Genomic DNA, 24,186 nt, shown 5'->3' on the forward strand with positions numbered 1-24,186 from the left:
CAGCGGTCCCGCCGCACCCCGAGGGGAGCCCCACCTGTCCGGTGGGGCTCCCCTCGCGTCTTCCCGGTCCGGCCGCGCTACTCGCGCATGCCGGCCAGTTCCACCGGGCGGGTCCGCAGGGCGAGCGCGGCCGGCACCGTGGAGAAGGTCACCGCGAGCAGCGCGCACACTCCCAGTGCCCCCCCGAGTGCCTGCCAGGGGACCGCGACCGGCGACCACACCGACATGACGGCCAGGCAGGCCCACACCCCGAACAGGTACAGCCCGGTCACCGCGAGCCCCAGGGCTCCGCCGACGACCACCACCATCAGCGACTCGGCCGCCACCAGCCGCAGCACCTGCGCCTTCGTCGCGCCGGCGAGCCGCAGCACCGCCAGGTCCCGGACCCGGTCGGCCGTGGCCATGACCAGGGTGTTGGCGAGCGCGATGCACGAATACAGCAGGGCGATGCCCAGGACCACCGCGAAGCCCACCCGGGTCTGCCGGTTGGTCTTCGGCGCCGTGGCCTCCTCCCACTCCTGCTTCGTCAGCACCTTGCCGCCGAACGGCTCGGCGGCCGCCTTGAGCGCCGCCGCCGCGACCGCCGCATCGGCTCCCGGCCGCAGCTTCACGTCGATCCGCGAGGCCGTGGCCCCCGGAGCGTTGTGCGGGGTGACGTACACGCCGTTGTTGCCCGTGCCGGTCCGCATCACCGCCACGATCTTCAGCGAGGTCTTGCTGCCGTCTCCCAGCCAGACGTCGACGCTCTCGCCGACGGTGTGCTTCGCCCACTCGTCGGTGACGATGATCGAGCCGTCGTCCAGGTCGGCGGCCCGGCCGGCGATGACCGGCAGGTCGGCGACCAGCGGCAGCGCCGCCGGGTCGACCGCACGGGCCTCGTCCTGGATGAGGGCGACGCCGTCCTCCATCGTGTAGATGCCGCTGGAGGCGATGCCCGTCGCGGTGACCCCCGCGACCTCCTTGACCCGCTCGACCGAACGGTCGTCGATGCCGCCGCCCGAGGAGATCACGTAGTCGGCGCTCAGCTGGGAGTTCGTCTCGGCGGCCTTGGCCTCGTTGATGGTCCCGGTGACACCGAGCAGGGAGCCGGCCAGCGCCACGGCGACCAGTACCGGCGCCACGATCGCCGCGGTACGGCGCACCGACGACGCCGCGTTCTCCCGCATCAGCATGCCGACCGCGCCCGGCAACTGGGCCGGCAGCCAGGCCAGCAGCCGCGTCAGCGGACGCACCAGCACGGGGGCCAGGCAGGCGAACGCGGTGATCCACCACATCGGCTGGATCGTGTACGTCTTGCGGTGGATGGCGTCCTGCGGGTCCGAGATGAGCTGCGAACCCAGTACGTACGTCCCCGCGAGGAGCAGCAGGCCGCCCCACACCCAGCGTCCGGGGGTCATCGTGCGGGTGTCGACCGCCGCGTCGCGCAGTGCCTCGGCGGGCGTCACCTTGCCGGCCCGGCGGCTCGCCGCCCACACGCCGGCCATGGCCACCAGCAGACCGGTGGAGAACGCGATCCAGTACGGCCAGCTCGCGTCCTTGATGGCGAACCAGGACGGTGCGACCTCGTTGTCCACCAGCACCCGGGCCAGGTACGGCGCACCGTAGGCACCCAGGACGCAGCCGGCCGCGGAGGCCAGTACGCCGATCACCGTGGCCTCGGCGAAGACCATCCGCCGCACCTGACCGGGGGTGGCCCCGGCGGTGCGCAGCAGACCGAACTCCCGCCGGCGCTGCGCCACCGCGAACGCGAACGTCGAGGCGACGACGAAGACGGCGGTGAAGGTGGTGACGCCGCCCGCGGTGCCGATCAGGATGTTGACGCCGAGCAGCGCCTCCTTCTCGCGGTCCGGGTCCGGGTCGGCGAGCCGCCGGTTCTCACCGGAGAGCACCTGCACTCCGGCCGTGCCCGCGACGGCGGACTTGACGGCCTCCACGGGCGCGTCCACCACGATGTTGTCGATGCGCGGCGAGAGCCGCGCGGCCTCGGCGTCGGAGAAGAACACCGGGTTCTCGAACCCGGTGGACTTCACGGTGCCCACCACGGTGCGCGCGGCCGAACCGGAGTCCGTCCGGACCTCGACGCGGTCGCCGGTCTTCGCGGTGCCCTTGGCGACGACGACCTCGGAGTCCGCGGCGGGCGCCCGCCCGTCGAGGAGCCGGTACGGGGCGAACGCGGCCACCGACCACGGGTGGCCGTCCAGGGCCTTGGGCCCGGTTCCCACGTGGACGTCGAAGGTGCGGTCCACCGTGGTCCGGCCGAGGCCCGCCAGCTTCCCGGACACCTGCGGGTCGAGGCCCGGAGGCTGGGTCAGCGGCTTGACCCGGTCGCCGATCGGGCTCGGCACCCGAAGGGTGTCCGGGCCGCGGACGACCACGGGCGAGGCCGCGGACGCGAACCGCTCCGGGCTGCGCTCGGGCGCGTCGAAGGTCGAGGCGAGGGTGAGGCCCATGGTGGCGAGCAGGCCCACGCCCAGGGCCAGTGCGATGAAGGAGCCCACGAAGGTGACCCAGCGGGTCCGCATCGTGCGCAGGGCGACGCTCAGCACGGGACGGCCTCCAGCTGCGTCATGCGCGAGGCGACGGCCTCGGCGGTCGGAGACAGCAGTTCGCCGTTGACCCGGCCGTCGGCGAGGAAGACCACCCGGTCCGCGTACGAGGCGGCGACCGGGTCGTGGGTGACCATGACGATGGTCTGGCCGTCGGTGTCCACCATGCCGCGCAGCATGGTGAGCACCTCGCGGCTCGTGGTGGAGTCCAGCGCACCGGTGGGCTCGTCGCCGAACAGCACGTCGGGGCGGGTGATGAGGGCCCGGGCGAGCGCGACGCGCTGCTGCTGGCCGCCGGACATCTCGGTCGGGCGGTGGCGGGCACGGTCCCCCAGGCCGACCCGAGCCAGTACCTCCCGCACCTCCCTCTTGCCGGGCTTGCGGCCGGCGAGGCGCAGCGGCAGCGCCACGTTCTGCTCGGCGGTGAGCGCGGGCAGCAGGTTGAAGGCCTGGAAGACGAAGCCGATGCGATCCCGGCGGAGCAGTGTCAGCTTGCGCTCGCTCAGGCCCGTCAGTTCGGTCCCGCCCACCACGACCGACCCGGAGGTCGGCCGGTCCAGACCCGCGGCACACTGCAACAGGGTCGACTTCCCCGAGCCGGAGGGGCCCATGACCGCGGTGAACGTGCTCCGCGGGAACACGAGGGAAACGTCGTCGAGGGCGGTGACGGCGCCGTCACCCGAGCCGTATGCCCGGGTGACCGAACGGAGCTGAATCGCATCTTTTTCCATGGGTCCCACTCAATCGTCGATCAGGGTTCCGCACAGGGGGTCCGCACGGAGTCTTGGGGTATGCCCTGCCCTACCCGGCGAGGTCGCGCTGCTGGTAGCGGGCACCGCGCGGACCCGTCAGCCGGGCCCGGACGGGGCCCGGAACCGGCACGGGCACCGGGTCGTGGGGGGTGGGCGCAGCGCCGTGCGTCCCGGTCATCGAGGCGGCGAACAGCTGGACCAGCGGGTGGAAGCGGTAGCGGGGCCGGCCGCAGGTGTCGATGCCCGCCATGTCCATCAGCGAGACGTCCACCAGCTCCTCCAGCACCTCCTCGGTGAGCCGCTCCGGTACGTCGATCACAGCGGCCGCGGAGAGCGCGGGGAAGGAGTGCGCGCCGAGCACGGACAGCTCGGGGAGCAGGGCCCGGCTGATCTCGCCGAGCCGCCACACGCAGGCCGCCAGGTCCCGCCGCACATCGAGGTCGCCGAAGCGCAGTTCGTGCAGCCGGGTCGCCGGATTCGCCAGCCGGTGCGCGAGCCGGGCGGCGGGCCAGTGCGGCCGCGCGACCAGCCGGGCGCCCACGATGCGCAGGGCGAGCGGCAGTCCGGCGCAGTGGGAGGCCAGCTCCCGGGCGGCGGCCGGTTCGGCCGAAATCCGCTCGTGTCCGGCGACGGCGGCGAGCACGCCCAGCGAGTCGGCCTCGTCCATGGGCACGACCGTCATGGTGTGGCTGCCGTTGACGGCGGCGAGCGAGCTGCGGCCGGTCACCAGTACGGCGGCCTCGGGGCCGGTCGGCAGCAGCGGTACGAGCTGGAGGTCGCTGGCCGCGTTGTCGAGCAGCACCAGCAGCCGCTTGCCGGCCGTACGGGCCCGGTAGCGGCTGGCCAGTTCGTCCATGTCGTCGCTGCCGGGACCGCCCGCGACCGCCGACGGCTCCCCGAGGGCGCGCAGCAGCTGGAGGAGGATCTTGGCCGGGTCCTTCGGCGAACCGTCCGGGTGGCTCAGCTCCGCGTACAGCTGCCCGTCGGGGAAGGACTCCCGGCAGGCGTGCGCGGCGCGCACGGCGAGCGCGGTCTTGCCCACGCCGGCCATGCCGGTCAGCAGCAGTCGGCGCGGCTGGAACGCGGAGCGCCCCTCGGCCCCGGCCGCGCCGAGGCGGGAGCAGAGATCGGCGAGCTGCCCCGTGCGGCCGCTGAAGTCCGCGACGTCCGGCGGCAGCATCGCGGGCACGTCCGGACGGGCGGTGCGCACGGCCTGGGCCGGTACCCGTACCTGGTCCAGCTCGCTGTTGAGCACCGCGTGGTAGGTGGAGGTCAGTATGGCCCCCGGATCCACGCCCAGTTCGTCCGCCAGCACGCTGCGGCCCTGGTGGTAGGCGCGCAGGGCGTCGGCCTGCCGGCCGCACCGGTACAGCGCCGTCATCAGCTGGGCGCGCAGCCGCTCGCGCAGCGGGAACTCCGATACCAGGCCGGTCAGTTCGGCGGCCAGCTGCCGGTGGCGGCCCAGTTCGAGGTCCGCCTCGATCCGGTGCTCCAGCACCGCGGCCCGGGCCTCCTCCAGCTGCGGCAGCTCGGCCTCGGCCAGGTGCGTGGTGACGTTCGCCAGCGCGGGCCCCTGCCACAGCTCCAGTGCGTCGCGCAGCAGGTCGGCGGCCTGCTCGTGGCGGCCGTCCCGCAGCGCCTCGCGGCCCGTACGGCCGAGCCGCTCGAACTCCACGGCGTCCACCCGCGCGCCGCCCAGGTCCAGCAGGTAGCCGGGCTGGCGGCGGACCAGCTCGACGTCGGGGCCCAGGAGCTTTCGCAGCCGGGAGACGTACGTGTAGATCTGCGCGTGCATCGTCGCGGGTGGATCCCACCCCCACAGCAGGGCGATCAGCCGGCTGTCGGAGACGACCCGGCCGCGGGCCAGCAGCAGCGCCGCGAGCACGGTCTGCACTTTGGTACCCGACAAGCCGACGCGCTCCTGACCGCGCCTGGCCTCGACCGGACCGAGAATCTGGAAGTCCACACTTTCCCCCTGACCGCGTGATGGTCACCGGGCCTCCCCGGCCTGACCATTCTTTGCCCAGGTCAAGTGGGATCTCGGTCATCGGGACTGTCAGGACGATGCGGTGGCAGGAGGCTGCCACATCCGGCGAACGCCGGTACGACGGCCGATGAAGGGGCAAGGTGACTGCCCGCGTGAGCGCCCCTGCCGCCGGCCGGCCCACTGCCGTCTCACCGCGGGCTCACCGCCGTCCCGCTGCTGTCTCGCTGCCGTCTCGCCGCCGGATCGAGTGGGGGAGCGGCCGGAATTACAGGGGTCCGCCGCCGCCGATCGCGAAGCCGATCAGCACGAAGGTGGGGGCCCACAGCGCGCAGCTCAGCACCGACCACAGGAGGTAGCGGCGCAGCGGGATGCCGGAGATTCCGCACAGCGTGGGCACCAGGGTGCGCAGTCCGGCGGTGAAGCGGCCGATGAGAATGGCCCGGCCGCCGTGGCGTTCGACCAGTGCGAGCGCCTTGGCGGTGTGCCGGGGCTTCAGCAGCCGGCGGGGCATCCGGTCCAGCAACCGGTGTTCCCAGCGCCGTCCGGCCAGATAGCCGGCCGTGTTGCCGAGGACCGCCCCGACCAGAGCGGCGACCATGGTCGCGGACAGCGGAACCTGCTGGTGGTAGGCGAGCATCCCGCCCGCCACCACCGCGGTCTGACCGGGCATCAGCATCCCGATCAGCGGGATCGCCGCCTCCAGGGCGGGCAGCAACAGCACCATGGCCAGCACGCCCCAACTCCCCAGTACCAGGGCGTGATCGGCAAACCATGTGGTCATCGTCTCTCCCGGCCTCGTCCGCCGGTTCGTCCGGCCAGGCCCCAAGCCAACCAGCGGCGCGAAGGCCGCACAGGAGCACAGGACCGACTTCCGGGGGTAGGGCCTGCCCTACCCCCGGAGGGCGGCCGGGACGGATGGTGCGGTGACGGAAACGTCTTCTACGGTGAGGCCATGCGCTCTCGCAACGTGTGGCAGGCCCTGCCCCAGCCCGGCTACCTGCTGTCGCCCTGGCCCTGGCGGTCGGCCGCCTATCTGCTCAGCAGCGCGCCCGTCGGCGCCGCGGCGCTGGTCACGATGGCCGTCCTCGTGGTGGTCGGCGGCGTCCTCGCCGTCGTCCTGGTGGGGCTGCCGGTGCTGGCGGGCTTCGTGCTCGTCGGGGTGCCGCTGGCGGCGGTGGAGCGCCGGCGGCTGCGGCTGGTCGACGAGGAGCCCGCGCCCGATCCGCACCGGGCGCCGGGCCGCCGCGGGGTGTGGGCCTGGACCGCCACCCGGTTCCGGGAGCAGGCCACTTGGCGGGAGCTGGCGTACGCCCTGGTGTTCTCGGTGGTCCTGTGGCCGCTGGAACTGCTCGCGGTCGCGCTCGCGGTGACCGTGCCACTTGGCATGATCCTGTCGCCGTTGCTTCTTGCCACGGTCGGCCGCGGCACGGAGTACCACGTCCTGAAGGTCTGGTCGGTCACCTCCTACCCGCAGGCGGCCGCCTTCTCCCTGGCGGGACTCCTGGCGGCCGTCGCCTGCGGCTACGGGGTGGGCGTACTGGCCGGCGCCCGCGGCGCACTGACCCGGCTGCTGATCGCCCCGAAGGAAGCCGAACTCGGCGCGGAGATCGTGGAGCTGACCCGCTCCCGGGTCCGCCTCGTGGACGCCTTCGAAGCGGAGCGCCGACGCATCGAACGCGATCTGCACGACGGGGCCCAGCAGCGCCTCGTCGCGCTGAGCATGACGCTCGGCCTCGCCAAGCTCGACGTCCCGCCCGGCCCGGGCGCCGACCTCGTCGCCAAGGCCCACGAGCAGGCGGGCCAGGTCCTGGCGGAGCTGCGCGAACTGATCCACGGGATCCACCCGCAGGTCCTGGCCGACCACGGACTGGAGGCCGCGGTCAACGACGCCGCCGACCGGTCGGTGATCCCCGTGGACGTCGACGTGGAACTGCCCGAGCGGCCGGCCGAGGCCGTGGAGGCGGCCGCGTACTTCGTGGTGTGCGAAGCGCTCGCCAACGTCGCCAAGCACAGCGGGGCCACCCGCGCCCGGGTCAGCGGCGGGCACCGCGGCGACCTGCTGGTCATGGAGATCCAGGACGACGGCCGGGGCGGCGCCCGGGCCGACGCGGGCACCGGCCTGCTCGGCCTCGCCGACCGCGTCTCCGTCCTCCACGGCCGCCTCGCCCTGTCCAGCCCTTCGGGCGGCCCCACCCTGCTGCGCGTCGAGATCCCCTGGGCCGGGGAAGCGCCGGCATAGGGCCTGCCGTCACACTCCCGCCTGCCTGACGACGTCCGGCCGTGGACTGCCGGGAGCCGCTCAGGGCCTCCGTACGCCGCGGGCCTTCGCGACCTGCGAGACTGTCGGCCCGGACCGAGCCTTCCCGTCGGCCTAGCAGGGAGATTTCGTGCACGACGACCGAGCACTGCGCGTGGTGCTGGCCGAGGACAGCGTTCTGCTCCGCGAGGGCCTGATCGGGCTGCTGGGCCGGTTCGGGCACGAGGTCGTCGCCGCGGTCGGCGACGCCGAGGCCCTGAAGGCGGCCGTCGCCGAGCACCGGCCCGACATCGTCGTCACCGACGTGCGGATGCCGCCCGGCCTCAGCGACGAGGGCCTGCGGGCCGCCGTCTGGCTGCGCGGTGAACAGCCGACCCTGCCGATCCTGGTGCTGAGCCAGTACGTGCAGCGCAGCTACGCCGCCGACCTCCTCGACACCGGTGACGGTTCGGGCATCGGCTACCTCCTCAAGGACCGCGTCGGCCAGGTCGCCGAGTTCGCCGACGCCCTGCGCCGGGTCGCGGACGGCGGCACCGTCGTCGACCCCGAGGTCGTGCGCCACCTGCTGCGCCGCCGCCGTGATCCCCTCGAGCGCCTCTCCGCGCGCGAGCGCGAGGTCCTCGGCCTGGTCGCCGAAGGCAAGTCCAACACGGCGATCGCCGCCGAACTCGTGGTCTCCGAAGCGGCCGTCGGCAAGCACATCGGCAACATCCTCGCGAAGCTCGACCTCCCCCCGGCCGGCGACACCCACCGCAGGGTCCTGGCCGTCCTGGCCTACCTGCGCGGCTGAGGCCCGTCCGCGCGGCCCGGGTCCGGGGGTGCGGCCCGGGTCCGGGGTGCGCGGGTGCGCTGCGTCAATGTGGCTCAAGGTTGGCGCCATGCGTGCGCCACTGGCGCCATGAGGTCCACCACCGGCGGTCTTTCGTCACTCCGACACGCTCCGACACACTGTGGCGCCGCAAGAATATGTGCTCTGACCTGGAGTTTTGCAAAGGTGATCCACCCAGGTCCCTCGCGTGGTGCCAGATTGGCTCGACATGGCGCCATCCCTGTGCCATGCTAGGCGTCATGGACCTCACGCCCTACGTCACCACCCTCCGCCAGGAGCTCGCCGTCGCCGCCGAGGCCGGCGGCGACGAAGCCCGCAAGCTGGCCGAGAGGCTCACCGCTCCCCTGGAGTCGGCCACCCGGCTGACCCTGCTCAATGTGCTCTCCGCCGCGATGGACGAGATCACCCTCGAACTCGCCCCCGGCTCGGTCGACGTACGACTGCGAGGGCTCGACCCCGAGTTCGTGGTGACACCGGCGGCGGCCGAGGGCCGCGCCCCCGCGGCGGAACCGGCCGCCGCGGCGTACGCCGAACCGCTCGCGCCGCATGCGTCCGCCGAAGGCGACGAGGGCGGCACCGCCCGCGTCAACCTGCGGCTGCCGGCCCACCTCAAGGCACGAGCCGAGGAGGCCGCGAGCCGCGAGGGGCTGTCGGTGAACGCCTGGCTGGTGCGCGCCGTGTCGGCCGCGGTCGACGGCGGCGCCAGGCCGCGTACGACGGAGAAGTCCCAGAGCGTGGGGCAGAGCTTCACCGGCTGGGTGCGTTAGCCCCGCCCGGCTCCCCATCCGCACCGCATCAGTTCGCCCACACCACGTCCCACCAGCGGGGACGCCCGGAAGACCCAAGAGGACGGGACAGTCATGCCTTCTTTCGACACCTCCGAAGCGATCTCGGTCACCGCACACGTGGAGGCCGGCTCCATCCAGTTCACCGCGGGCGACCGCCTCGACACCGTCGTCGCGGTGCAGCCCCGGGACCCGAAGCGGGACAAGGACGTACGGGCGGCCGAGCAGACCGAGGTCGCGTACCGCAGCGGTGTGCTGACCGTCAGGACGCCCAAGTCCAATCCGTTCGGCCGCCCCGGCATCGTCGACGTGACGGTGGAACTGCCCACGGGCTCACACGTCGACACCACCGGCTCCTGGACCCAGGTGCTCGGCGAGGGCCGGCTCGGCGAGGTCCGGGTGAAGACCTCGTCCGGCGACGTCCGCCTCGACACGACCGGCCCGCTCAAGCTGACCGCGTCGCACGGCTCGATCACCGTGGACCGGGCCGAGGGCGCGGCCGAGATCACCACCAGCTCCGGCAGCGTGCGCCTCGGATTCGTCGACGGCCCCGCCGTCCTGAAGAACTCGCACGGCACCACGACCGTCGGCGCCGCCATCGGCGAGCTGCGGGTGAGTGGTGCCAACGGTGACATCGAGATCCGGCGCGCCGAGGACTCGGTCACCGCCAAGACCGCCCACGGCACCCTGCGGGTGGGTGAAGTCGCCCGCGGCACCGTGGAGTTGGAGACCTCCTACGGGGCCATCGAGGTCGGCGTCCGCGAGGGAACGGCCGCCTGGCTCGACGTCAGCTCGGGCTCGGGCCAGGTGCGCAACACGCTCACCGCGTCCGGGAGCCCGGAGGCGAGCGCGGACACCGTCAAGGTCCGCGCCCGGACGAAGTACGGAAACATCGACATCCGTCGCGCCATCGCCGCCGGGGCCTGACCGTCCCTTCCTCCCGACTCTCCCTCCCCGTCACTTCAGCCTTCGAATGGAGGGCCTCATGCCTTCTTCTGTCATGCCCACATCACATCGAGGAGTCGGTCACCCGTCTCCGGCAGCCGTCTCCACCGTCGGTCTGCGCAAGTCCTACGGCGACAAGACCGTTCTCGACGGCATCGACCTGAGCATCCCGGCCGGTTCCGTGTTCGCACTGCTCGGCCCCAACGGCGCCGGCAAGACCACCGTCGTGAAGATCCTGTCCACGCTCATCACCGCCGACGGCGGTCAGGCCCAGGTCGCGGGCCACGACATCGCGGCCTCCCCGGGCGGCGTGCGGGCGGCGATCGGTGTGACGGGGCAGTTCTCCGCCGTCGATGGGCTGATCACTGGTGAGGAGAACATGCTTCTCATGGCGGATCTGCATCACCTGTCGAAGGGGGAGGGGCGGCGGGTCACTGCCGAACTGCTGGAGCGGTTCGACCTGGTGGAGGCGGCGAAGAAGCCTGCTTCGACTTACTCGGGCGGTATGAAGCGCCGCCTCGACATTGCGATGACGCTGGTCGGTGATCCGCGGATCATCTTTCTCGACGAGCCGACGACCGGTCTGGATCCCCGTTCGCGGCACAACATGTGGCAGATCATCCGTGAGCTGGTCTCCGGCGGTGTGACGGTCTTCCTGACCACCCAGTATCTGGAGGAGGCGGACGAGCTCGCGGACCGGATCGCGGTGCTGAACGACGGCAGGATCGCCGCGGAGGGCAGTGCCGAGGAGTTGAAGCGGCTGATCCCGGGTGGGCATGTGCGCCTGCGGTTCGCTGACCCGGCGGCCTACCGGTCGGCGGTCATCGCGCTGGGCGAGGGTGCCCGGGATGACGAGGCGCTGGCGTTGCAGATTCCCAGCGACGGCAGCCAGCGCGCGCTGCGTTCCATCCTCGACCGGCTGGACTCCGCCGGCGTCGAGGCGGACGAACTGACCGTCCACACCCCTGATCTCGATGACGTGTTCTTCGCCCTGACCGGCACCGACCCCCGCACCGGCAAGTCCACCCTCGCCACCCTTCCCGCCCAGTCGAAGGAGAACGTCCGATGAGTTCCCTGTCCCTCGCGGTCCGTGATTCGTCGACGATGCTGCGCCGCAACCTCCTGCACGCCCGGCGCTACCCGTCCCTCACCTTGAACCTGCTGCTCACACCGATCATGCTCCTGCTGCTCTTCGTCTACATCTTCGGTGATGTGATGAGTGCGGGCATCGGTGGCGGCAGTCGTTCCGACTACATCGCCTACCTTGTGCCGGGCCTGCTGTTGATGACGATCGGCTCGACCACGATCGGTACGGCGGTGTCGGTCTCCAATGACATGACCGAGGGCATCATCGCCCGTTTCCGGACGATGGCGATCCACCGCGGGTCGGTGCTCATCGGGCACGTCATCGGCAGCGTGCTGCAGTCGATCGCGAGTGTGGTGCTGGTGGGCGCTGTCGGGGTGGCCATCGGGTTCCGGTCCACGGACGCGACGGCCCTGGAGTGGCTGGCGGCGTTCGGGCTGCTCGTGTTGTTCGCGCTGGCGTTCACCTGGATCGCGGTCGGCATGGGGCTGATCAGCCCGAACGCGGAGGCTGCCAGCAACAATGCGCTGCCGATGATCCTGCTGCCGCTGCTGTCGAGTGCTTTCGTTCCGGTCGAGGGGATGCCGGGCTGGTTCCAGCCCATCGCCCAGTACCAGCCCTTCACCCCGGCCATCGAAACCCTGCGCGGGCTGCTGCTGGGCAGCGAGATCGGCAACAACGGCTGGATCGCGGTCGCCTGGTGCCTGGGCCTCGCGGTCCTCGGCTACTTCTGGTCGGCCGCGAAGTTCAACAGTGACCCGAAGTGACGGCGTGGGGTGTTTCTGAACACCGAAGGCGGACGGCTCGCGTACGAGGTCACGGGCGAGGGTCCCCTGATCGTGCTCGCCCAGGCATGGGCGACAACCGCGCGGCCTACCCCCAGACGGCGCTCCTCCTCGTCGCCGCCGGGTACCGCGTCGCCGCCACCGACCTGCGCGGACACGGGGCATCGAGCACCGGCTGGGCCTCGTACACCCGCACCGACGTGGCGGGCGACCTGCTCGCCCTGATCCGGCACCTCGGCGGACCGGCCGTCATCGTCGGCCACTCCTTCGCGGGCGGCGCCGCCACCATCGCGGCGGCGCAGCTACGCCCTGCGCCACCCCCACCAGTACGCGGCCCTGCTGCACAGCCCCACCCCGAAGCTCGGACGGCCGAAGCCGGGGAACGGCTGATCACCATCCTGTTCGCCACCCTGCGCGCCTACGGCCTGGAGGACTCCGCGGCCGTCCACGCGGCCCGCTGTCTGCGCGCCACCGCCCACGGCTTCGTCTCCCTCGAAACCGGCGGCGGCCTCACCGCTGGGCGGCGCAGGTCATCGAGTGACGTAGCTACGGGACGGGGCGGCGGTAGCGGCGGGTCCCGCGGAGTGCGGCTGCTCCGTCAGCAGGAGGGCGGCGGTCAGCACGAGGAAGGAGGCTGCCGAGATGTGCACGGTCAGCGCCGTTGTCAGGGTGCCGCCGTGTGTGACCACCGCCAGCGCGTCGCCCACCGGTATGACCGCGTTGATCAGTACGGACCAGCCGAGGATGCGCCGCCGGCCGAGGCCGAGCAGGAGGAACGTGACGGCCGCCGTGGCGATGTCGCGCACGCCCTTGACGATGAAGTAGCCGTCCGCGTTGCCCGTCGGCCAGGGGTCGATGCCGTAGCCACTGGCGGCGCCGCCGGGATTGAGCAGGAAGTTCAGGCCGAAGAACAACGGTGCGGCCCCGGCGATCAGGCACAGCAGGGTGGTCAGGCGATGCCTCGTCATGATGGTGCTCCCCAGTTCGCTGGCAGACGGATTGCGGTACGAGGGCGGTCGGGACCGCAGGCTCAGGCGAGGGCGGCGACGAGCAGGGTGAAGGCGCCGATGATGACGGCGACGCGGGCGTAGTGGAAGCGCTCCCAGCGGTTGAGCTGCTCCTTCCAGTCGGCGGGCCGGTTCTCGGGGGTCCACGTCTTGTTCCGGTTGTTGATCGGGACGAGCAGCAGGAGCGACATGACCACGCTGAGGAGCAGCAGCGCGCCGGCGGTGACGACGAGGCCGGTGCCGTGGTGGTCCCATCCGGCGACGGCCCAGACCGCGACGAGGATCAGCGAGGTGATGTACCAGACCGGCATCACGGCGCCGAGCATCCGGCCCCCGTGGGCCTTGCCGAGTTGGCCGCTGTCCTCCGGGAGGGCGTCGAGGATCCGGTTCATGACGAAGGCGACGGCGAACTCCACCCCCACCATCACGCCGACGATCACGGTGGTGATGACCTCGAGTGCGTTGAGCATGATTGACCCTCTCGGTATCTAGCGTTGCTAGGTGATGAGGCAACGCTAGTACTACTGCCGCTCGGTTGTCTAGCGGTGCTAGGATCCAATTATGTCGGTACAGGAACGCAAGCAGCGCGAACGGGCGGAGCGCGAACGCCTCATCGTGGCGACGGCCCGCGAACTCGCCGAGCAGCAGGGCTGGGACGCGGTCACCACCCGCCGGCTCGCCGAGCGCATCGAGTACAGCCAGCCCGTCCTCTACAGCCACTTCCGTGGCAAACGCGAGATCATCGGCGCCGTCGCCCTCGAAGGCGCCACCGAGATGGCCGCGGCGCTGCGGGCCGCGACCTCCGCCGCGGACGGCCCCCGCGCCCGGGTCGCCGCCCTCGCCCGCGCCTACCTCGACTTCGCCGCACGCAACCCGGCGGTCTACGACGCCATGTTCCAGCTCGACGGCGGCCTGGCCTTCGCGGACGAGGACACCCCGCAACCTCTGAAGGACGGCTTCGCCGCCCTGCAGGACGGCCTCGGAGAGGTCGCCGGGGACGGCGTCCACCCGGGACTGTTCACCGAGACGTTCTGGGCGGCCCTGCACGGGCTGGCCACCTTGACCCGGGCGCGACGGCTCCCGCCGCAGGACGCCGAGCGCAGGGTGGAGCTGCTGGTGGACCGGCTCGCCATGGTGCAGTGACCGCGCGCGGCGACCGCGCCGTGAGGGTGCTTTCCCGTGGCCGGCTCGCAGCATGCTGCGAGCCGGGATGCCGGAAGCTGCACCCGTAACGGGGCCGGGCGGACGGGACCCGCTGTCAGAGTGGAATGGCCATCCCCGCTTCCGAAGGAGCCACCACCATGGCCCAGACCCAGACCCAGAAGAACCCGCTCGCCGTCACGACCGGTGTGCTGATCGCCCTCCTGGCCTCGTCCACCGTGCTGTTCGACGGCACCGCGCGATACGTGGTCATGGGTGTGCTCGCCGTCGGCGTGCTCTCCTGCGCCCGCGCGCTGCAGCGGTCCCGCGCGTAGCCGTGGCCGTCTTACCGGGAGTCCGCGAAGGGGGAGCACCTCCGACGCGGACTCCGTGCTTACCGGGCGGCCGCCGAGGCCGCCCCGCTCAGATCCAGCCGCGCTCCCGCGCGAGCAGCGCCGCATGGAACCGGTTCGACGCGTCGAGCCGGTGCATCAGCGTCGCCACGTACTTGCGGTACGTCCGCACCGAGATCCCCACGTCCCGCGCCCCGTTCTCGTCCTTGTCGGCCGTGCACAGCGACTCCAGGATCCGGCGCTCCAGTTCGGTCGGGCGCTCGCCCTCCGCCGCCGGCCCCTCCTCGTCCGCCGCCGCCGGTATTTCCTGCGCCTGGCCCCACATCCGGTCGAAGAGCGACACCAGCGTGGTCACCAGGCCCGGTTCACGGGTCAGCAGCGCTCCGCGCTTGCTGTCGGAGGGGTCGATCGGCGTCAGCGCCGCCGCCCGGTCGAAGATGAGGATGCGCTCCAGGTCGAGGCGGGACACCCGTACCTCCGCCCCCTTGCCGACCAGCTCCCGCAGGTACGCCATCGTGGCCGGATCGTCCAGCGCGGCCGCCCCGAACAGGCTGCGCATCCGGATGCCGCGCCGCAGGATGCGGGCGTCGGCCGGCCGGGAGGTCTCGATGATCTCGGGCCGCATCACCCCCGAGGGCCAGGTGGTCATGCCCTCCGACCGGCTGAAGAACGTCAGCTCGTCGATGGCGGCCCGTACCTGCTCGATGCCCACCAGCCGCTCCATGGGCGGCCGGTCGGCGCCCGCGATCGCGTCGGAGGTGGTCGCGACGTCCCGCTCCGCGAGCAGCGAGGCCACGATCGCGTCCGCCGCGGCCTTGCTCTCCAGCTCCTGCCGGATCCGGGTCAGCCGGGCGTCGATCAGTTGCTGCACCGCCTTGGCCGGACTGGCCGGGCGCAGCAGCCCGTCGGTCATCGCGGCGAGGCCGAGACCGATCGCCCGCTGCTGGAGGACCTGCACCGCCTCTTCGTCCAGATCGGCATGGCGCACCAACTGTTCGGGCCCGGCGCCGCCGCTCCTGAGCAGGACGCGGTAGAAGCGCTCGTCCTCCGGATCGATGTCGAGAAACGCCAGATCCGGTTCCGCCATGGATTCCCCCAACACGTCGGCCTGTCACTAGATGGCCTAGATCTACCTGTTACCCCGGGTTGAGGCTACGGCAATGATCCATTCCGCTTTCGGGTTCCCCACGGGGCCGGCGCCGGGCCGGTGCAGTAAGTGTCCTCGGACAACGCAGCAAGCTGCGCGCGACAGCCCTCGAACGAAAGGTTCTCGAACGGCAGAGTTGTGGTCACAAGGAGCCGCCGGGGAAAACACCGGAGGCCACCGGAACCGGACAGCAGGAAACATCGGGTCCGGGTCGGACCGCACACGAGGGGGAACCACCATGATGAAGCGCCTCAGCGTCACTCTCGCCGCCGCCGCTCTTATCGGTCTGGCGGGTGCCGGCACCGCGCACGCCGACACCCCGGTCCCGGTTCCCTCCCCTCCCGCCCAGGTCTGCCTGCCGATTCCGGCGGGTCTCCCGGTCCCCGCGGTCTGCGTGATCATCCCGGGCCGGGAGACCTACAACTGGGACTAGCGCACCCGGCCACCGGGACCTTCCGGAAAAGATCATCAAATGATCTTCCTCCTGGAATTCGCGGTGGAGAGGCCCTCGCGTTCCTCGCGGTATCCGGTCCTCAGAATTCATGATCTTCAATCATCCGGCTCACGGGAAACGAACTCCCGGCCCTCGAGCACAAAGGAGAGAAAGTCCGATGACCGCCTACTCGGTGCTCGTCCCCTTCGTTCCGAGCCGCCCCGAGCAGCTCCTGCCCTTCGCCGGGCTCGTCCACTGGACCGGGGCCGAACGCCTCTGGCAGGGACAGAGCCTGGTCACCGAGACCCACCAGGCCTTCGCCCACGCCGCCGGCGCCGGATTCCGGGTCCCCGTCGGGCTCGGAGTGACCCTGATGCCGCTGCGCCACCCCACGGAGGCCGCCCTCCAAGCCCGTTCGCTGGCGCTGGTGACCGGCTCGCCGGTCCTCGCCGGCTACGGGCCGGGAGCCCCCGCGGTGCAGAGGGCCCTGCTCGGAGCCCCGTACCGGAGCCCGCTCACCGCCGCCCGGGAGTACCTGACCGCCGTACGCGCCGCCCTCGAGGGTACGGACACGCTCCTGGACGGGGAGTACCTGCACCAGGAGGCGCTGCTCCCGCCGGTGCCCGGACCGCCCGTCGAGATCGGGCTCGGTGTCCTGCGCCCCGGCATGGCGAGAGTGGCCGGCGAGGTGGCCGACGCGGCGATCTGCTGGCTCACCCCGGCCCGCTACCTGGCCGACACGATCGTGCCCGAGGTGCACAAGAGCGCCGAGAGCGCGGACCGGCCGGCGCCCAAGGTGGTGGCCATGGTGCCGATCGCCCTGGCGGCGCCCGACCGGGACCCCGTAAGCCTCGCCCTCGCCTCCAACCGGCACCACCTGAAGGCACCGCACTACCAGGACATGCTCCGGCGCGGCGGTGTCGAACTCCCCGCCGCCACCGGTTCGCAGGCCGACGACGAGAGGGCGCGGGGCGCGGCGCTGGTCGCCGGCGACGCCTTCCTCTACGGGGAGCCCGCCGAACTCCTCGCGAAACTGGAGGCCTTCCGCGAGGCGGGCGTCGACGAGATCGTCCTCAACGTCACGGGCGTGGCCCAGTTGTACGGCGCCCAGGTCGCGAGCCGTGAACTGCGCACGCTGCTCACGGTCCTCGGACTGGCCTCCTGACCCGAGGCGGCCCGGGCCCCGTGCCCGCACTCCCGTACCTCCGCTCGCCGGCACCCTCTGCCCGCACGCACCCCCGCAGACTTCCGGCCGCCCGGCCGATCCCCCTCCAGCTCCGCGTCATCAGGCGCCCGCGTCCACCCACGCACTCACGTTAGGCATGTTCATGACACTCACTTCGGTCAAGGCCCACGCCTTGCAGTGGGGCACCGGACGCCCCCTGGCCGCACTCGCCCCCCGCCCGCCGTTCACCGCGACGGTCGTCCTGGAGGACGCCGCCCACCTCGACGCCCTGCTCGGCAGCGGAGTGGCCGGCCCCGGCACCGTCGTCCTGGTCCCCGGGGACGAACCGACCGCAGAGCCCGAGCCGCACGAGGCCACCGGCGCCCAGGTCATCGTCTGGCAGGGCTCGCTGGGCGAACCCGGCGCGGAGGCCGGACTGCACCCCGACTTCTACCTCCAGGTGCAGGCCTACTCGATCACCCCCTACCTCTCCGTCCTCGGACCCACCCTGGTCCGCATCGTCGAGGAAGCCGACTTCCAGGCCTTCCTGGAGGACGCCGACCGGGCCCTGAACGACGGCGAGTTCTCCGCCTTCCTGACCCACCCCTCCGTCCAGCTCGCCGACCTCGGATCCCTCGGCGGCGCCGGCGCCGGCGACGGCCCGGCCCTGCGCCTCTACGTCGCCGCCGACGGCTCCGTCAGCGTCGCCCCCGGCGCCACACCCCTCGGCCCCGTCGGCGCCCCCGCCGCCGAACTGCACCGGGCCTGGGAGGACTCCACCGGCGCCCTGGCCGGCGTACTCGACGAGGACCTGCGCCGCGAGCAGCTCGCCGCCCGGCCCTGGATCTCCCGCTACCTGGCCGCCGTCGGCGCCATCCGCGAAGCCGTCACCCGAGGCCTCGAACAGCCCCGCGTCTCCGGCTTCGGCGGCCGCCTCGTCCCCGCCCTCGCCGCCCACGCCGCCCCTCAGGACACCTCAGGCGACACCCCGGTGCTGCTCTTCAACGCCGAACAGGCCCTGATCCACCACCCCGGGGACCGCCGCACCATCGCCCTCTCCCCGGGCGCCGCCCAGGCCGCCGAAGCCCTGCTCGTCACCGGCGCCGCCCGGGCCGCCGCCGACTACGCCGACCCGGCCACCGTCGACGCCGTCGCCGCCTACTTCTCCGGCATCGGACTGCCCCTCACCGAGTCCGCCGCCCCCCGTACGGCCACCCGCACCGCCGCCCGGGCCGCCGCCGCCACCTCTGCCGCCACGGAAGGAGCGACCCGCTGATGGGCGCCATGCTGCTCAGCCCCGCCGCCGCGGGCACCGGCCTCGCCGGCCGCGCCGCCGAGGCCGTCGCCGAACTCGGAGACCGGGCCGTCCTGTGCGACCTCTACGACGAAGCCGGCGCCCCCGTCTACCACGACATCGCCGGCACCACCCCGCACGAGGTCCGCGAACTCCTCACCACCCTGCGCCGCATCCCCGGCCCGGTCCTCGACCTGGCCGCCGGCTCCGGCCGGCTGACCTTCCCCTTCCTGGCCCTCGGCCGCGAGGTCACCGCCCTCGAACTGTCCGGCCACATGATCGGACTGCTCCGGGAACGGCTCGCCGCCACCCCGGCCTCGCTGCGGGGCCGCTGCACCCCCGTCCAGGCCGACATGAGCGACTTCTCGCTCGGCCGCCGCTTCGGCGCCGTCGTCCTCGGCACCACCTCCATCTCCCTCCTCCCGCCGGAGGCCCGCCCCGGCCTCTACCGGTGCGTACGGGAACACCTGGCGCCCGGCGGCAGGTTCCTGCTCACCACCGTCGAGGTGGACGCCGCCGACGACGGCAGCGACGAGAGCGAGATCCTCGCCCCCGGCGAGATCACCGGCCGCTCCTACCGGATGATCGAACAGTGGACCTCGGGCAACAGCTCCCGCACGGTCACCGTCATCCCCGCGGACCCGCCGGCCGAAGGCCCCGTCCACGTCGCCACCACCACCATCGGCGTGATGCCCGCACCGCTGCTGGTCGCCGAGCTCGAAGCCGCCGGCTTCGACATCCGCTCCACCACGCCCATCCCCGGCGGCGGCCGCCACCACGACGTCCTCCTGGAAGCCGAGGCCCTGTGATGACCACCGCCCTGCCCACCCTGACCGGACAGGACGAGGCTCCCGACCACGGCCACCCGGCCCTGTGGACCTCCCTGCTCCCGCCCTCCGCCCACGGCGACGACGCCATCTGCGCCGTCTCCGCCGAGGGGATGTACGTACGGTTCGCCGACGGCAGCGAACTCCTCGACGGCGACTCGGGCCTGTGGAACGCCAACCTCGGCCACGGCAACCGGCACATCGCCGAGGCCTGCCACCAGGCCCTGCTGGACGCCTCGTACCTGAGCGTCTTCCGCTACGAACACCCCTACGCCCGGCAGGCAGCCGAGGCCCTGGTGGAGCTCTGCGGAGCCGACCACTTCGCCCGCGTCCTCTTCTCCACCTCCGGCGGCGCGGCCAACGACCTGGTCATGAAGACCGCCCGGCACTACCACGCCCTGCGCGGCGCCGAGAAGCGCAAGATCATCGTGGGGCTGCGCGGCAGCTACCACGGCCTGACCTTCGGCGGCTTCGCCCTCACCGGCGAGAACCTCGGCCAGCAGCTCTACGGAGTCGACCAGCGCCTGGTGCGCCACGTCACCCCCAACGACCCCGCCGACATCGAGAAGCTGATGCGGGCCCAGGGCTCCCAGATCGCGGCCGTCGTCATCGAACCCGTCCTCGGCAGCGGCGCCGTCCCCCTCACCGACGAGTACCTCCAGACCCTCTTCCGGCTCCGCGAGGAACACGGATTCCTGCTCGCCGCCGACGAGGTGGCCACCGGATTCGGCCGCACCGGATCGATGTTCGCCTCACAGCTGTGGCCCGAACGCCCCGACCTGCTGGTCACCTCCAAGGGGCTGACCAACGGCACCTGCGCGGCCGCCGCCGTCATCGTCTCCCGGACGATCGCCGACGCCTTCCGCGAAGCCGACGCCACCTTGACCCACGGCGAAACCCAGGCCGGCACCCCCGTCACCTGCGCCGCGATCATCGCCACCATCGAGGAGATGCGCCGCCTCGACGCCGTCTCCCGGGGCCGGCGCGCCGCCGAGACCCTCGGCGCCCACCTGGACCGGCTCGTCGCCGAACACCCCCTCTTCGACTCCCACGACGGCCGCGGCCTCTTCCGCTCCCTCCGTCTCCTCACGGCCGACGGCGAACCGCTGCCGCAGGCCCGGGTCCTCGACCTGATCGCCGCCATCCGTGCGGCGGGCGCCATCGTCCACGCCGGCGTCCACGGCATCCAGATCATGCCGCCGCTCACCGCGACGGACGCCGAGATCGACGCCCTCATGGAAGCCGTCCGCACCGGAGTCGAAAGCTTCTCCGGAGGACTGCGGTGAACATCGCCTGGTCCGGATCCACCCGGCTGCTCATCGGCCCCGAAGGGCTCAGCGACTGGCTGGCGGACTTCGACGACGCCCACCCGGCAGGGGGGAGCCGTCCCGCCACCGCCCTGCTCCTCGACCCGGCCGTCGCGAACTCCCGCATCACCGCCCTGGTGACCGCGGAACTGGACCGGGCGGGACACACCACCCACACCATCGTCCCCGACGGAGACGGAGGCCCGGACGAGATCCTCGCCCTGGCCGCCGCCACCGCCGGCGCCGGACTCGTCGCCGTCATCGGCGGCGGAGCCCTCCTCGACCGGGCCAAGCTCCTGTCCGTGGCCCACGAGGACGAGCGGGCCCGCGCGGCCCTGCGCACCACGGGCCGCAGCGGACTGCTCACCCTGGACCCGCGCACCCGCCGCACCCGCCCGCTGCTCGCCGTACCCACCACGGTCGGCACCGGATCCGAACTCAGCCGGGTCGCCTGCCTGCCGCACAACAGCGGCAAACGGCTCGTCATGGGTGACGCCCTCGCCCCCGACGCGGCCCTGCTGGACCCGGCCGCCACCGAGACGCTGCCCGGCGAGCTGCTGATCGAAGGAGCCCTCGAAGCGGTCTTCCGCACCGTCGGCCCCTACGTCGGCAACCTGACCGACCGAGCCGTCGAGGACGCCCTCGCCCAGACCGCCGCCACCCAGCTGGTCCGCCTCGGCGGAGCACTGGCCCGGCAACTGGCCGACGGACAGGCCCCCGACGCCACGCTCCGCACCGACCTGGCCCGGCTGAGCGGACTGACCCAGTCCACCTGGCTCTGCTACGGCAGGGACCTGTTCAGCACCGAGGGCTGGATGATCGCCAACGAACTCTCCAGCGCCCTGGGCATCCGCAAGATGACCGCCGTCGCGGCCATCCTGCCGGCCCTGTGGCGGGCCGTCCTCGCCGGCGACACCCGGCTCGGCTCCGCCGCTCGCCTGCGGGGGATCTGGGAACTGCTCCGCTCGGCCGACAGCAGCGGCGACCCGCTGCCCGCCGAGCCGGTTGCAGGCATCAGCGCCCTGATGAACCGCTGGGGCATCGTCCGCGACATCGCCGTCACCCCGCAGCTGCTCGACGCGGTGGCCCGCAGGACCGTACGGGCCTGGGGCGCGGGCCTCCCGATGCTCGGCGGCCTGCGCGCGGCCGACGTCAACGCCCTGCTCAGCGAAGCGGCCTGAACTCCCGCGCCGCACCCACAGACTTCCGCGCCGGCTTGGCGCGGGGACCGCACCACTCGCTTCCCGGATAAGGAAAACCGTCATGGACAACAACACGTTCGACGTTGCCGCCGATGTGAACCACCTGGAGCTCGGTCTCCAGGAGCTCGAGGTCATGGAGGCCCCGGGCTGGTGGACGACCGGTGGCGTCGTCGTCGGCATCTCCCTCGTCTCGGTGGTCATGACCTGATCCGACCCTGATCAGCGCCACCCGCTCCACCCCTCGTACATCCGTCAAAGAAGGAGTTCGTCATGAACGAGAAGTTCGAAGCCCCCGCGGCCGACGTGAACCACCTGGAGCTCGGTCTCCAGGAGCTCGAGGTCATGGAGGCCCCGGGCTGGTGGACGACCGGCGGTGTCGTCGTCGGCATCTCCATCGTCTCCATCGTCGCCACCTGATCCAGCCCCACCACCCACACGGCACCACTCGTCAGTCACCGATCACTCAGAAGGAGAACAGCCATGAGCGAGCAGAAGTTCGACAACACCGCGGTCGTCGCGCAGGACGGCCTGGAGCTGGGCCTGCAGGAGCTCGAGGGCCTCGAGGCCCCCGGCTTCTGGGAGGGCGTGTCCATCGGCATCGCCATCTCCACGGTGACGATCGCCACCTGATCCCCGCCCCGGCGCCCCCGCACGCACGTGAGCGGCGCCTGAAACGGATCGATGCGGACCGGGCCCGGCCGGGAAACCCCCGGCCGGGGCCCGGCCCTCGGCACCACCGCACCACCGAACCACCGCACCACCCACACACCCGGCACACCCCGGAAAGGACGCGGCAGCGATGAGCAGCAGCGACCCGGCCGTCTCGTTGAACGGTCTCACCAAGACGTACAAGGGCCTGCGCGCCGTCGACGCCCTGACCGTGGACATCCGCGCCGGCCGCGTCACCGGCCTCCTGGGCCGCAACGGCGCCGGCAAGACCACCACCCTGCGGATGCTGCTGGGCCTCGCCACCCCGACCGCCGGCACCGCGACCATCCTCGGCAAGCCGTACGCCGAACTCCCCGACGCGGCCCACCGCATCGGAGTCAGCATGGACGGCATGGGCGGCGTCACCGGCGCCACCGTCCGCGGCGAACTGCGCATCTGGTGCACCGTGCTGGGCCTGCCCGCCGGCCGCGCCGACCAGGTCATGGAGTACACCGGCCTCGACTACGCCGCCGACCGCCCGGTCAAGGGCTGCTCCACGGGCATGCGCCAGCGCCTGGCCCTGGCCACCGCCCTGCTCGCCGACCCGGAGATCCTCATCCTCGACGAGCCGGCCAACGGCCTCGACCCGGACGGCATCCGCTGGCTGCGCGCCACCCTGCGCACCCTGGCCCTGGGCGGCCGCACCGTCATCGTCTCCAGCCACCAGCTCGCCGAGCTGGAGCAGACCGTCGACGACGTCGTGATCATGCAGCACTCCCTGCGCTACGCGGGCACCCTCGACGACCTCACCGGCCACGGCGCCGCCCGCCTGGAGGACCGCTTCTTCGAGCTGGTCGACCCGGCCGCCACCGCCGTTCCCGCCGTCACCGCCGCCGCAGGCACCCGTACCCCGGAAAGGAACTACTCCCGTGCGTAACCTCATCGCCGGCGAAACCCGCAAGGCCCTGACCGGCCGCGCCTGGTGGGCCCTGCCGCTCGCGGGAGCCTGGTTGTGCCTGATCACCACCTTCGGATACGTCTCCGGAGGCGAGAAGGCCATCGCGGAGGGGTCCACCTCCCTGGCCGTCGGCCAGGACGTGGCCCGTTCCTGGATGATGATGTTCCTGCTGGCGGCCGTCTTCGGCGCCGTCCACGTCACCCGGGACTACGCCTCCGGCACCATGGTCCGCTCCGCGCTCCTGGCCGGCTCCCGCTCCCGCCTCTTCGGCGCGAAGCTCGCCGTCGCCACCGCCGCCGGAGCCGCCTTCGGCCTGATCGCCGCCGCGCTCGGCGCCGTGAGCGTCTACCTCGGCCCGCTGCCCTTCGGCCTGGAGGCCGCCGCCGACGGCGAGACCGCCCTCATCCTGGTCGGCGTGTTCGCCTGCTGCACCCTGGCCGCCCCCTGGGGCGCGCTCATCGGCTGGATCGTCCGCAACCAGACCGGCGCCGTCGCCACCCTGATCGGCCTCACGCTCCTGGTGGACCCCGGGCTGCAGCGGCTGGTCCCCGAGGTCTCCAAGTACCTCCTGACCATCGCGATGAGCTCCGTCTACCGCGACGTGAAGCCGGACCTGCTCTCGCTGCCCTGGGCGTACGCGGTGATCGCCGCCTGGCTCGCCGCCGCCCTGGTCGCCGGCCGCCACCTGGTCCGCACCCGCGACATCGCGTAAGGGCGTGTCCAGCGCCCCAGGCA

The 24,186-nt window shown here is 72.4% G+C and carries 26 protein-coding genes and 2 pseudogenes; 21 read left to right on the forward strand and 7 right to left on the reverse strand.

The window, feature by feature from the left end:
* Positions 1-77 precede the first annotated feature (77 nt).
* From MTF69_RS20865 to MTF69_RS20880, 4 genes are all read right to left on the reverse strand, one after another.
* Positions 78-2,546, reverse strand: coding sequence for an FtsX-like permease family protein (locus tag MTF69_RS20865; protein ID WP_243336457.1), 2,469 nt, complete (start codon positions 2,544-2,546; stop codon positions 78-80).
* Entirely contained in the window at positions 2,540-3,277 is a 738-nt protein-coding gene (locus MTF69_RS20870; protein ID WP_243336458.1) for an ABC transporter ATP-binding protein, read from the reverse strand. Before MTF69_RS20870 ends, MTF69_RS20865 begins: the two co-directional genes overlap by 7 nt.
* A 70-nt stretch (positions 3,278-3,347) precedes the next feature.
* Positions 3,348-5,207 carry an AfsR/SARP family transcriptional regulator gene (locus MTF69_RS20875; protein WP_243336459.1) on the reverse strand — a complete coding sequence of 620 codons (1,860 nt, stop codon included), beginning with the start codon at positions 5,205-5,207 and terminating at the stop codon, positions 3,348-3,350.
* Positions 5,208-5,550: 343 nt separating this feature from the next.
* Positions 5,551-6,066, reverse strand: a complete 516-nt coding sequence (locus MTF69_RS20880; protein WP_243336460.1) for a DedA family protein — start codon at positions 6,064-6,066, stop codon at positions 5,551-5,553.
* A gap of 171 nt (positions 6,067-6,237) precedes the next feature.
* Here MTF69_RS20880 and MTF69_RS20885 point away from each other — a divergent pair, with 171 nt between their 5' ends.
* The 8 genes and pseudogenes from MTF69_RS20885 to MTF69_RS43765 all read left to right on the forward strand — a co-directional run.
* The gene (locus tag MTF69_RS20885) at positions 6,238-7,524 is read left to right on the forward strand and encodes a sensor domain-containing protein (RefSeq protein ID WP_243336461.1); all 1,287 of its coding nucleotides are present in this window, start codon (positions 6,238-6,240) and stop codon (positions 7,522-7,524) included.
* A 175-nt stretch (positions 7,525-7,699) separates the two neighbouring features.
* The gene (locus MTF69_RS20890) at positions 7,700-8,332 is read left to right on the forward strand and encodes a LuxR C-terminal-related transcriptional regulator (protein WP_374323506.1); all 633 of its coding nucleotides are present in this window, start codon (positions 7,700-7,702) and stop codon (positions 8,330-8,332) included.
* Positions 8,333-8,610: 278 nt separating this feature from the next.
* Positions 8,611-9,138 (forward strand): toxin-antitoxin system HicB family antitoxin, encoded by a 528-nt coding sequence (locus MTF69_RS20895; RefSeq protein WP_243336463.1) that lies wholly within the window; start codon positions 8,611-8,613, stop codon positions 9,136-9,138.
* Between the two features lie 93 nt (positions 9,139-9,231).
* Positions 9,232-10,083 (forward strand): DUF4097 family beta strand repeat-containing protein, encoded by an 852-nt coding sequence (locus MTF69_RS20900; protein WP_243336464.1) that lies wholly within the window; start codon positions 9,232-9,234, stop codon positions 10,081-10,083.
* Between the two features lie 58 nt (positions 10,084-10,141).
* Complete coding sequence (locus MTF69_RS20905) at positions 10,142-11,170, forward strand: ATP-binding cassette domain-containing protein (RefSeq protein ID WP_374323467.1); 1,029 nt, start codon at positions 10,142-10,144, stop codon at positions 11,168-11,170.
* A complete protein-coding gene (locus MTF69_RS20910) occupies positions 11,167-11,952 on the forward strand; it encodes an ABC transporter permease (RefSeq protein ID WP_243336465.1) in 786 nt (261 codons plus the stop codon). The genes MTF69_RS20905 and MTF69_RS20910 overlap by 4 nt, the downstream gene beginning before the upstream one ends.
* 9 nt (positions 11,953-11,961) lie before the next feature.
* Positions 11,962-12,323 (forward strand): annotated as a pseudogene (locus MTF69_RS20915) (alpha/beta fold hydrolase); the annotation flags it as partial.
* A 42-nt stretch (positions 12,324-12,365) separates the two neighbouring features.
* Positions 12,366-12,428: pseudogene (locus MTF69_RS43765) on the forward strand (TetR/AcrR family transcriptional regulator); the annotation flags it as partial.
* Between the two features lie 72 nt (positions 12,429-12,500).
* Here MTF69_RS43765 and MTF69_RS20920 read toward each other — a convergent pair.
* Both MTF69_RS20920 and MTF69_RS20925 read right to left on the reverse strand, forming a co-directional pair.
* On the reverse strand, positions 12,501-12,938 hold the full coding sequence (locus MTF69_RS20920) for a DUF4267 domain-containing protein (protein ID WP_243336466.1): 438 nt from the start codon (positions 12,936-12,938) through the stop codon (positions 12,501-12,503).
* 62 nt (positions 12,939-13,000) lie between these two features.
* Entirely contained in the window at positions 13,001-13,447 is a 447-nt protein-coding gene (locus tag MTF69_RS20925) for a DUF1772 domain-containing protein (protein WP_243336467.1), read from the reverse strand.
* Positions 13,448-13,538: 91 nt separating this feature from the next.
* Between MTF69_RS20925 and MTF69_RS20930 the strand changes: the two genes are divergently transcribed.
* Positions 13,539-14,120 (forward strand): TetR/AcrR family transcriptional regulator, encoded by a 582-nt coding sequence (locus MTF69_RS20930; RefSeq protein ID WP_243336468.1) that lies wholly within the window; start codon positions 13,539-13,541, stop codon positions 14,118-14,120.
* A 158-nt stretch (positions 14,121-14,278) separates the two neighbouring features.
* Entirely contained in the window at positions 14,279-14,452 is a 174-nt protein-coding gene (locus MTF69_RS20935) for a hypothetical protein (protein WP_243336469.1), read from the forward strand.
* Between the two features lie 88 nt (positions 14,453-14,540).
* On the opposite strand, the gene MTF69_RS20940 is transcribed toward MTF69_RS20935, so the two are convergent.
* Positions 14,541-15,557, reverse strand: a complete 1,017-nt coding sequence (locus MTF69_RS20940) for a helix-turn-helix transcriptional regulator (protein WP_243336470.1) — start codon at positions 15,555-15,557, stop codon at positions 14,541-14,543.
* A 298-nt stretch (positions 15,558-15,855) separates the two neighbouring features.
* Here MTF69_RS20940 and MTF69_RS20945 point away from each other — a divergent pair, with 298 nt between their 5' ends.
* The 11 genes from MTF69_RS20945 (at position 15,856) to MTF69_RS20995 (ending at position 24,163) form a co-directional block, all read left to right on the forward strand.
* Complete coding sequence (locus MTF69_RS20945; RefSeq protein WP_243336471.1) at positions 15,856-16,050, forward strand: hypothetical protein; 195 nt, start codon at positions 15,856-15,858, stop codon at positions 16,048-16,050.
* Between the two features lie 178 nt (positions 16,051-16,228).
* The gene (locus tag MTF69_RS20950) at positions 16,229-17,215 is read left to right on the forward strand and encodes an LLM class flavin-dependent oxidoreductase (protein ID WP_243336472.1); all 987 of its coding nucleotides are present in this window, start codon (positions 16,229-16,231) and stop codon (positions 17,213-17,215) included.
* Positions 17,216-17,378: 163 nt separating this feature from the next.
* Positions 17,379-18,491 carry a daptide biosynthesis RiPP recognition protein gene (mpaB, locus tag MTF69_RS20955; protein WP_243336473.1) on the forward strand — a complete coding sequence of 371 codons (1,113 nt, stop codon included), beginning with the start codon at positions 17,379-17,381 and terminating at the stop codon, positions 18,489-18,491.
* Positions 18,491-19,318: a daptide-type RiPP biosynthesis methyltransferase gene (mpaM, locus tag MTF69_RS20960; protein ID WP_243336474.1), complete on the forward strand. Its 828-nt coding sequence runs from the start codon at positions 18,491-18,493 to the stop codon at positions 19,316-19,318. The genes mpaB and mpaM overlap by 1 nt, the downstream gene beginning before the upstream one ends.
* On the forward strand, positions 19,318-20,622 hold the full coding sequence (mpaD, locus tag MTF69_RS20965) for a daptide-type RiPP biosynthesis aminotransferase (RefSeq protein WP_243336475.1): 1,305 nt from the start codon (positions 19,318-19,320) through the stop codon (positions 20,620-20,622). The genes mpaM and mpaD overlap by 1 nt, the downstream gene beginning before the upstream one ends.
* Entirely contained in the window at positions 20,619-21,824 is a 1,206-nt protein-coding gene (gene mpaC / locus MTF69_RS20970; protein WP_243336476.1) for a daptide-type RiPP biosynthesis dehydogenase, read from the forward strand. The genes mpaD and mpaC overlap by 4 nt, the downstream gene beginning before the upstream one ends.
* A gap of 82 nt (positions 21,825-21,906) precedes the next feature.
* On the forward strand, positions 21,907-22,053 hold the full coding sequence (locus MTF69_RS20975) for a daptide-type RiPP (protein ID WP_243336477.1): 147 nt from the start codon (positions 21,907-21,909) through the stop codon (positions 22,051-22,053).
* A gap of 62 nt (positions 22,054-22,115) precedes the next feature.
* On the forward strand, positions 22,116-22,262 hold the full coding sequence (locus MTF69_RS20980; protein WP_243336478.1) for a daptide-type RiPP: 147 nt from the start codon (positions 22,116-22,118) through the stop codon (positions 22,260-22,262).
* A 63-nt stretch (positions 22,263-22,325) separates the two neighbouring features.
* Positions 22,326-22,475 (forward strand): daptide-type RiPP, encoded by a 150-nt coding sequence (locus tag MTF69_RS20985; RefSeq protein ID WP_243336479.1) that lies wholly within the window; start codon positions 22,326-22,328, stop codon positions 22,473-22,475.
* A gap of 169 nt (positions 22,476-22,644) precedes the next feature.
* On the forward strand, positions 22,645-23,430 hold the full coding sequence (locus tag MTF69_RS20990) for an ABC transporter ATP-binding protein (RefSeq protein ID WP_243336480.1): 786 nt from the start codon (positions 22,645-22,647) through the stop codon (positions 23,428-23,430).
* On the forward strand, positions 23,423-24,163 hold the full coding sequence (locus tag MTF69_RS20995) for an ABC transporter permease (RefSeq protein ID WP_243336481.1): 741 nt from the start codon (positions 23,423-23,425) through the stop codon (positions 24,161-24,163). The genes MTF69_RS20990 and MTF69_RS20995 overlap by 8 nt, the downstream gene beginning before the upstream one ends.
* Positions 24,164-24,186 lie beyond the last annotated feature (23 nt).

The organism is Streptomyces sp. AP-93, from assembly GCF_022808175.1.
GTDB lineage: Bacteria > Actinomycetota > Actinomycetes > Streptomycetales > Streptomycetaceae > Streptomyces.

What these genes read in the sequence shown, in the direction of transcription:
- MTF69_RS20870 (WP_243336458.1), bottom strand. Translation starts at nt 3,277, where the DNA reads ATGGAAAAAGATGCGATTCAGCTCCGTTCGGTCACCCGGGCATACGGC.
- MTF69_RS20880 (WP_243336460.1), bottom strand. Translation starts at nt 6,066, where the DNA reads ATGACCACATGGTTTGCCGATCACGCCCTGGTACTGGGGAGTTGGGGC.
- MTF69_RS20885 (WP_243336461.1), top strand. Translation starts at nt 6,238, where the DNA reads ATGCGCTCTCGCAACGTGTGGCAGGCCCTGCCCCAGCCCGGCTACCTG.
- MTF69_RS20895 (WP_243336463.1), top strand. Translation starts at nt 8,611, where the DNA reads ATGGACCTCACGCCCTACGTCACCACCCTCCGCCAGGAGCTCGCCGTC.
- MTF69_RS20900 (WP_243336464.1), top strand. Translation starts at nt 9,232, where the DNA reads ATGCCTTCTTTCGACACCTCCGAAGCGATCTCGGTCACCGCACACGTG.
- MTF69_RS20905 (WP_374323467.1), top strand. Translation starts at nt 10,142, where the DNA reads ATGCCTTCTTCTGTCATGCCCACATCACATCGAGGAGTCGGTCACCCG.
- MTF69_RS20910 (WP_243336465.1), top strand. Translation starts at nt 11,167, where the DNA reads ATGAGTTCCCTGTCCCTCGCGGTCCGTGATTCGTCGACGATGCTGCGC.
- MTF69_RS20920 (WP_243336466.1), bottom strand. Translation starts at nt 12,938, where the DNA reads ATGACGAGGCATCGCCTGACCACCCTGCTGTGCCTGATCGCCGGGGCC.
- MTF69_RS20925 (WP_243336467.1), bottom strand. Translation starts at nt 13,447, where the DNA reads ATGCTCAACGCACTCGAGGTCATCACCACCGTGATCGTCGGCGTGATG.
- MTF69_RS20930 (WP_243336468.1), top strand. Translation starts at nt 13,539, where the DNA reads ATGTCGGTACAGGAACGCAAGCAGCGCGAACGGGCGGAGCGCGAACGC.
- MTF69_RS20935 (WP_243336469.1), top strand. Translation starts at nt 14,279, where the DNA reads ATGGCCCAGACCCAGACCCAGAAGAACCCGCTCGCCGTCACGACCGGT.
- MTF69_RS20940 (WP_243336470.1), bottom strand. Translation starts at nt 15,557, where the DNA reads ATGGCGGAACCGGATCTGGCGTTTCTCGACATCGATCCGGAGGACGAG.
- MTF69_RS20945 (WP_243336471.1), top strand. Translation starts at nt 15,856, where the DNA reads ATGATGAAGCGCCTCAGCGTCACTCTCGCCGCCGCCGCTCTTATCGGT.
- MTF69_RS20950 (WP_243336472.1), top strand. Translation starts at nt 16,229, where the DNA reads ATGACCGCCTACTCGGTGCTCGTCCCCTTCGTTCCGAGCCGCCCCGAG.
- mpaB (WP_243336473.1), top strand. Translation starts at nt 17,379, where the DNA reads ATGACACTCACTTCGGTCAAGGCCCACGCCTTGCAGTGGGGCACCGGA.
- mpaM (WP_243336474.1), top strand. Translation starts at nt 18,491, where the DNA reads ATGGGCGCCATGCTGCTCAGCCCCGCCGCCGCGGGCACCGGCCTCGCC.
- mpaD (WP_243336475.1), top strand. Translation starts at nt 19,318, where the DNA reads ATGACCACCGCCCTGCCCACCCTGACCGGACAGGACGAGGCTCCCGAC.
- MTF69_RS20975 (WP_243336477.1), top strand. Translation starts at nt 21,907, where the DNA reads ATGGACAACAACACGTTCGACGTTGCCGCCGATGTGAACCACCTGGAG.
- MTF69_RS20980 (WP_243336478.1), top strand. Translation starts at nt 22,116, where the DNA reads ATGAACGAGAAGTTCGAAGCCCCCGCGGCCGACGTGAACCACCTGGAG.
- MTF69_RS20985 (WP_243336479.1), top strand. Translation starts at nt 22,326, where the DNA reads ATGAGCGAGCAGAAGTTCGACAACACCGCGGTCGTCGCGCAGGACGGC.
- MTF69_RS20990 (WP_243336480.1), top strand. Translation starts at nt 22,645, where the DNA reads ATGAGCAGCAGCGACCCGGCCGTCTCGTTGAACGGTCTCACCAAGACG.